The organism is Mycobacterium ostraviense, assembly GCF_002705925.1.
In the GTDB taxonomy this organism is placed as follows: domain Bacteria; phylum Actinomycetota; class Actinomycetes; order Mycobacteriales; family Mycobacteriaceae; genus Mycobacterium; species Mycobacterium ostraviense.
The window spans coordinates 1-6,913 of the sequence record NZ_NKRE01000039.1; the positions used below are offsets into that span (position 1 = coordinate 1).

Sequence of the window (6,913 nt, forward strand, 5' to 3'; positions counted from 1 at the left end):
GCCCACCCCGAGCGTCTCGATCGGCGCTGACGACCGGTCGCCGGCGGTGCTGATGGTCACCAACTCGGCCGGGTGGCCGTTGGCGATGAGCGCGTCTCTAACCGTCGCGGCCTGGGTGGTGGCCAGCAGACTGCCCCGGGTGCCTATCCGGATCACGTGTGACAATCAGCTACTCGCCAAACGGGTTCCGGTCGCGCGGCAGGTCACCGGGGTGCATGCCCGCGTCGAATCCGCTGGACACCGCCGGCAGTTCGGCTGCGGTTGCGACGGCATCGACAGCCGTCTGATCGAGTTCGAAAAGCTCGCGCAGCGCCTCGGCGTAGCTGTCGCCGCCGGGAGCGCTGGCCAGTTGCTTGATCCGCACCGTGGGCGCGTGCAGCAACTTGTCCACCACCCGCCGCACCGTGCGGGCCACCTCGTCACGCTCGGCGCGCTCCAGCCCGGGTAGCCGGTTCTCCAGGCGCAGCAACTCCGCCTCCACCACGTCGGCGGCCCGCTGGCGCAACGCCGTGACCGTCGGGGTTACCTCGGCCATCCGCTGCCCTACCAGGTAGGCGGCAACTTCGGCGGCGACGATGTGGCGGGCGGCGTCGACGTCGGCCGCCGTGGCATGGGCCGACGGCTCGTGTTGGACGCGGTCCACGTCGACGACCCAGACGCCCGGCAGGCCGGCTACCGCCGGGTCGACGTCGCGGGGCATCCCCAGATCGCAGATGACCAGCGGCTGCGTCTCTTCGTCTCGGCGGGCATGAGCCAGCGCGTGGTGCACATCGGCCAGCGAGACCACCGGACTCACCGCTCCGGTACAGCTGACCACCACGTCGGCATCGGCAAGCGCCTCGGCCAGCCGGTCGAGCCTCATCACCTCGGCCGGCACACCTGCTCCGCGGATCTTGCCCGCCAGCCGCTGCGCCCGTGGCAACGAGCGGTTGAGCACATGGATCTGCCCGATACCGGCCCGAGTCAGATGTGCCGCCGACAGCGCACCCATCGCCCCGGCGCCGACCACCACAGCGGTCTTGGCCTCCAGACCGCCCAGGTGTCGTTCGGCGATGCCCAAGGCGACCGACACCACGGAAGCACCGGCAGCGTCGATCCCGGTTTCGGAGTGCACCCGCTTGCCCACCGACAGCGCCCGCTGGGCCAGTTCGTGCAACACCCGGCCGACGGTGCGGTTGGCCTCGGCGGCGGCATACGAGCGGCGTACCTGGCCCAGCACCTGCTGCTCGCCGATCACGGCCGAATCCAAGCCGCTGGCCACCGCGAACAGGTGCTCGACCGCGGCCTCGCTGTAGCGGACGTAGGCGTGTTTGGTCAGGTCACCCATCGACATGCCGGAGTGCTCGGACAGCACCTGGCTGATCACCGACAGACCGCCGTGGAACGCCTCCACCACCGCATACACCTCGACGCGGTTGCACGTCGACAGCACCATGGCCTCGGTGACCAGCGGTGATTGCAAAACCCTGTCGACGATTTTCACTTGCTCGGATTCGTCGATGCTGAGTTGTTCCAAGACGGAAACCGGCGCGCTGCGGTGCGAAACCCCGAAGAGCAGGATGCTCACGGCAGCACCACCTGGCCCGCTCCCTTGCGCCTTGAGAAGTGAACTGCTTTCTACGGTAGACGGTTGTCAGGTGGGCTACCAAATAATTGAGCGACCTGCCAGCGCCTTCTCAGCGGGCCAGATCAGCGCGCAGCCGGGCTTCGTCGACTTCCCAATAGCTATGTTCGCGACCATCGAGCAAGATCACCGGCAGCCGGTCGCCGAACTCGGCCCGCAGGCCGGTATTGCCGCTCGCGGCCGCGGCGTCGACGTCGGTGCTGACCAACTCGAACCCCAGCTCCTGAGACAGCTCGGCCAGCTGCGCGTGTACCCGCAGGCAGATCGCGCAGCCGTCGCGGGTCAGCAGCTCCACCTGCCGGCGCCCGGACCGCGGTGCTGACGGCGTCATGGGCATCAGTGTGGCATTCCCGGTGCCGCGGGATGCGGGCTCGTCGGGTTCCCGAGTGCACGGCGAAGCGCGCCGTACCGGGCGCGCGGTCCGTCAGGACGCGGGTTCGGGGTCGGTGTCCCGGGCGTGCCAGTGGTGTTGGCCGGCGGGGCCCGAATCGTCGGCGTCGTCGAAGGGCCGGGACGCCGTCTCGTGGGGCATCGCTGATCGGGCTCCGCCGGGACCGACGCCGGCGCGCCGGTCCCCGGCTGCCGATGTGCCGTTGGGCGACAGCAGTAGGGCGCGGACCAGCCGGCGAGGCCCGTAGGCCCGCAGCATCCGACTCGCCGGGCGCGGGCGGACCCGCTGCGGCCACCAGAACCAGCGTCCCAGCAATGCGGCAATGGACGGTGTCATGAACGAGCGCACGATCAACGTGTCGAACAACAAACCCAGCCCGATGGTGGTGCCGATCTGACCGATAATCCGCAGATCGCTGAACACGAACAGGGACATGGTCACGGCGAACACCATGCCGGCAGCCGTCACCACTCCGCCGGTGCCGGCCATCGCGCGGATGATCCCGGTATTGAGCCCGGCTCCGATTTCTTCTTTGAGCCGCGAGATCAGCAACAGGTTGTAATCCGATCCCACGGCCAGCAGCAGGATCACCGACATCGCCAACACCAGCCAGTACAACTCGATGCCGAGGATGTCCTCCCATACCAGCACCGACAGGCCGAAAGAGGACCCCATGGACAGCAGCACGGTCCCGACGATGACGGCGGCGGCGACGATACTTCGGGTGATGAGCATCATGATGATCACGATCAGGCTGATCGCGGCCACTCCGGCGATCAGCAGGTCGTAGGTGGCGCCCTCTTGGATGTCGCGGAACGTCGCCGCGGTACCACCCAGATAGATCGCGGCACCCTGCAACGGAGTGCCTTTGATGGCCTCGCGCGCCTCGTCCTTGATCTGCTCGACCCGGGCGATACCGGCCGATGTCGCGGGATCCCCCTCCAGGGCAATGATGAAACGGGCCGCTTTGCCGTCCGGCGACAAGAACATCTTCAGGCCGCGCTGGAAGTCGGGATTCTTGAACGCCGACTGCGGCAGATAGAAGGAATCATCGATCTGCGCGGCGTCGAAGACCCGGCCCATCGCGCCGGGATCCTTGCTGCCCGTATCGGACTCGTCATAGAACGACTGCAACGTCCCGTGCCAGACAACCAGCATGTCCCGCATGATCGTCATCGTGTCTATCATCGGCGGAATCTGGGCGCGCATTTGCGGCAGGAGTTTCACCAGAATATCCATGTCGGTGACCAGATATTCGAGTTTCTCGCTCATCTGGTCGACGTTGTCGATCATGTCGAATATTGATCTGATCGACCAGCAGACCGGGATGTCGTAGCAGTGTTTGTCCCAGTAAAAGTAGCTGCGAATCGGCCGGAAGAAGTCCTCGAAATCCGCGATGTGATCTCTCAATGTGTTGGTGATATTCGACAGGTCGTGGGTGAGGTGATCCATGTCGACGGTATTGTCGATGACTTCACCCATGAGTTCGTACATGGTGTGCATCGTGGCGATGGAGACATCCATCGCCTGTACCTGTATCAGCATGTCGTCCATGCGCGCCTTCATGAACTGCATATTTTCGGTGTTCGAGACACCCTGCATGCTGATGATGAACGGTATCGACGTGTGCTTGATGGTTGTTCCCAACGGCCGGGTAATCGCCTTGACTTGTTCGATGCCGCGACTGTGGTAAATGTTTTTGGCTATCTTGTCCAACACCAGCATGTCCACCGGATTACGCATATCGTGGTCGGTCTCGACCATCAGCACCTCGGGGTTCAGCCGGGCCCGCGAAAAGTGCCGGCCCGCCGCCGCATCCCCGACGTTGGACGGCATGCTGGCCGGCATGAACTTGCGCAGATCATAGGTCGTCTTGTAGCTGGGCAACGCCAGCAGGCCGATAAACGCGATCACGCAGGTCGCGGCTAGAACCGGCCCCGGCCAGCGGACGATAGCCGTCCCCACGCGCCGCCAGCGGCGGGTGTTCAGTCTCCGCTTGGGGTCGAAAAGCTTGAAGAAACTGCCGATGGCCAACACTGCGGGCCCCAGCGTGAGGGCCGCGAAGACCGCCACGAGCATCCCTATCGCGCACGGCGGGCCCAGCGTATTGAAATACGGAAGCCGGGCGAAGCTCAGGCAATACATGGCGCCGGCAATGGTCAATCCGGAGCCCAAGATCACGTGGGCGGTCCCCTGGAACATCGTGTAGAAAGCGGTCTCGCGATCCTCGCCGGCGTTGCGCGCTTCGTGATAACGACCGAGCATGAATATCGCGTAGTCCGTAGTAGCCGCAATGGCCAACAGCACCAGCAGATTGGTTGCAAAGGTGGACAGACTGAATACGTTGTGGTCGGCGAGAAAGGCAATGGTTCCCCGGATTGCCCCCAGGTCAATCCCGACCATAACCAAGACCAGAAACGCGGTCACTACGGAGCGGTAAATGAAAAGCAACATCACCGCGATCACCAGGCTGGTGATCGCGGTGACCTTGGCAATGCTTTTGTCCCCGGCCTCGGCCTGGTCGGCATTCAATGCCGACGGACCGGTGACATAGGCTTTGACCCCCCGCGGCGGCGGTGTGCTGTCTACGATATGCCGCACGGCGTGGACCGATGCGTACGCTTCGGTTTCATTGTTACCGACGAGATACACCACGACATATGCGGCTTTGTCGTCCGCGCTCTGCGATCCGCCGGCGGTCAACGGATCACCCCAGAAGTCCTGAATGTGCGCGACGTGCCTGGTGTCAGCTGAAAGCCTTTTCATCAGCTCGCCGTAAAATTGGTGCGCCTCGTCGCCGAGCGGCTTATCGCTTTCCAGCACAATGGTCACGGCATTATCGGAGTCGAACTCCTTGAATACCTGGCCGACGCGCCTTATCGCCTCGATCGACGGCGCGTCGCTGGGGCTCATCGATACCGAGTGGGCCTTTCCCACCGCTTCCAGCTGCGGAACGGCAAGATTGACGATCGCGGTGAACCCCAGCCACAACAACAGGATCAGCACCGCAAAACGGCGGATCAACCGCGGCAGAACCGGGCGCTTCGGCGCCGCCGCGCCCTCCCGTTCGCTCATGCCGATGTCACCTGGCAAAAGGTCAGGGCCTTGGGTCTGGTGACCGACCTTTCGTCCTTGACGATGCCGTTCACGATGATCCGGCAGCCGATGGTGTCGGCGTTGCTCTGCGCCATCAGGTTCACACTGACTGCGGGCAGCGTCGTGGTGACCGTCTGCGACCACGGCAGCGGCACGTCCGGCAGCTGCAGCACGTGGGCGTCGGGGTCCAGGTAGGCGATCCTTGCTGACGGGGCCGGGCCGAAAACTTCGTAGATCACTTGCTTCGGGTTGAACAGCGGGACATCGATATCAGCCTTGGCTATCACGGCGGGATGCTCGTGAGCGCCGAAGACGCGGTGGAGACGATAGATTCCGAGCGCTGCGACGATCGCCACGGCTGAGACGGCCAGCAGCAGCCACATTCGTTTCACAACGCTGGTAACCGGACTCATCCTCACCTTCGTGCTCCGCCACCGGGTCACAACATTGCGTGTCGGATCGGGTGCGCCGCCCGCCCCCGGCTCGCCCCCGATCAAGGGGCGTGGTCGAGAGCGCCCAGTACGCGTATCTGAACCTCCCCAAATCTCCAACGCGCGTGGTAATCCGATGTCTCGTTTGCGCTCGCAGCGTAGACGCTACCGCCGACCTGCTGAATGCATTTCGGATTTCAGATAAACCTCGTTACCGGTACCCCGGGGCGTCGGCCGCATCCGACGGGTCACAGCAACTTCTCCAGGGTGATGGGCAAATCGGTGACGCGTCTGCCGGTGGCGTTGAACACGGCATTGGCGATCGCTGCGGGTACCCCGACGATCACCAACTCGCCGAGTCCCTTGACGCCGATCGGGTCGGCAATCGTGTCCTCGGCCGGCAAAAAGGCCGCGTCCAGCGCCGGGACGTCGGCGTTGACCGGAACCAGGTAATCCGACATGTTCGCATTGACTATCCGGCCATCGCGGCAATCCAGCTCCGTCCGCTCCAGCAACGCCATCCCGATCCCACCGACCATGCCCCCGATCGCCTGACTGTGCGCGAGTTTGGGATTGATCACCCGGCCGGCGTCGTAGCACGCATAGATGCGGCGAACCCGCACCGTCGGCAGCAAACGGTCGATGACCACCTCGGCGAACACGGCTCCGTAGCCGTAGATGGAGTATCGGCGGTCGGCGTCGTCCGGCGTCCAGGTCTGTTGTGAATCCAAACCGGACCAGCCGCGGCGGCGCAACAAATCCTGATACGACTCACCGCGCTCGGATCCGGCCCCGGAAGCCATAGCGACCATGCGGCCGTCCACGACCACCACGTCCGCCGGACGCAGGCCGCTCAGCGGGGATCGCGGGTCGGTGACCGCCGTGCGAATGAACTTGTCGCGCAGCATGTTCGCGGCGGTGTACACCGCAGAACCCACACTGGCCATGGTTCGGGAGGCCGAGTGCGGCGGTGCCGGCGGAAAACTGCTATCACCCAACGCGAATCGGACCCGGCTCAGCGGCATTCCGAGCGCATCCGCGGCGACCTGTGTCATCGACGTGTAGGTCCCGGGCCCCATGTCGCTGGTTCCGCATTGCAATTCGGCGGTGCCGTCGGCGAAAACCCTTGCGATCGCCGAACATTGGCTGCGATACGTGTAATAGGCCGCGGCGGCCATCCCGATCCCGACGAAGTGATCGCCCTCGCGGGTGGCGCCAGGCGTCGGATTACGCCGGTGCCATCCGAAGCTTGCCGCGCCCCGGGTGAGGCATTCGGTGAGCCGCCGGGTGGAAAACGGCATCCCGGTGGTCTGGTCGACATCGGGTTCGTTGCGCATCCGCAATTCGATCGGGTCCATGCGCAGGCGGTGC

Annotated in this window: 5 protein-coding genes and 1 pseudogene; all 6 read right to left on the bottom strand. The window is 64.6% G+C overall.

Going from position 1 to position 6,913, the window contains the following annotated elements; genetic code table 11:
• Nucleotides 1-156 (bottom strand): annotated as a pseudogene (locus CDN38_RS27755) (hydroxymethylbilane synthase); the annotation flags it as partial.
• 13 nt (nucleotides 157-169) lie between these two features.
• Nucleotides 170-1,567, bottom strand: a complete 1,398-nt coding sequence (locus CDN38_RS27760) for a glutamyl-tRNA reductase (protein ID WP_099319497.1) — start codon at nucleotides 1,565-1,567, stop codon at nucleotides 170-172.
• Nucleotides 1,568-1,676: 109 nt separating this feature from the next.
• Nucleotides 1,677-1,955, bottom strand: coding sequence for a glutaredoxin family protein (locus tag CDN38_RS27765; protein ID WP_180276452.1), 279 nt, complete (start codon nucleotides 1,953-1,955; stop codon nucleotides 1,677-1,679).
• A 93-nt stretch (nucleotides 1,956-2,048) separates the two neighbouring features.
• Entirely contained in the window at nucleotides 2,049-5,090 is a 3,042-nt protein-coding gene (locus tag CDN38_RS27770) for an MMPL/RND family transporter (protein ID WP_075513254.1), read from the bottom strand.
• Nucleotides 5,087-5,530 carry an MmpS family transport accessory protein gene (locus tag CDN38_RS27775; protein WP_233026841.1) on the bottom strand — a complete coding sequence of 148 codons (444 nt, stop codon included), beginning with the start codon at nucleotides 5,528-5,530 and terminating at the stop codon, nucleotides 5,087-5,089. Before CDN38_RS27775 ends, CDN38_RS27770 begins: the two co-directional genes overlap by 4 nt.
• A 260-nt stretch (nucleotides 5,531-5,790) precedes the next feature.
• Nucleotides 5,791-6,913: xanthine dehydrogenase family protein molybdopterin-binding subunit (locus tag CDN38_RS27780; RefSeq protein WP_142361391.1), on the bottom strand; the 1,123-nt coding region annotated here is incomplete at its 5' end.

Coding starts and splice junctions, on each gene's coding strand:
- CDN38_RS27765 (WP_180276452.1), bottom strand. CDS start 1,955: ATGACGCCGTCAGCACCGCGGTCCGGGCGCCGGCAGGTGGAGCTGCTG.
- CDN38_RS27770 (WP_075513254.1), bottom strand. CDS start 5,090: ATGAGCGAACGGGAGGGCGCGGCGGCGCCGAAGCGCCCGGTTCTGCCG.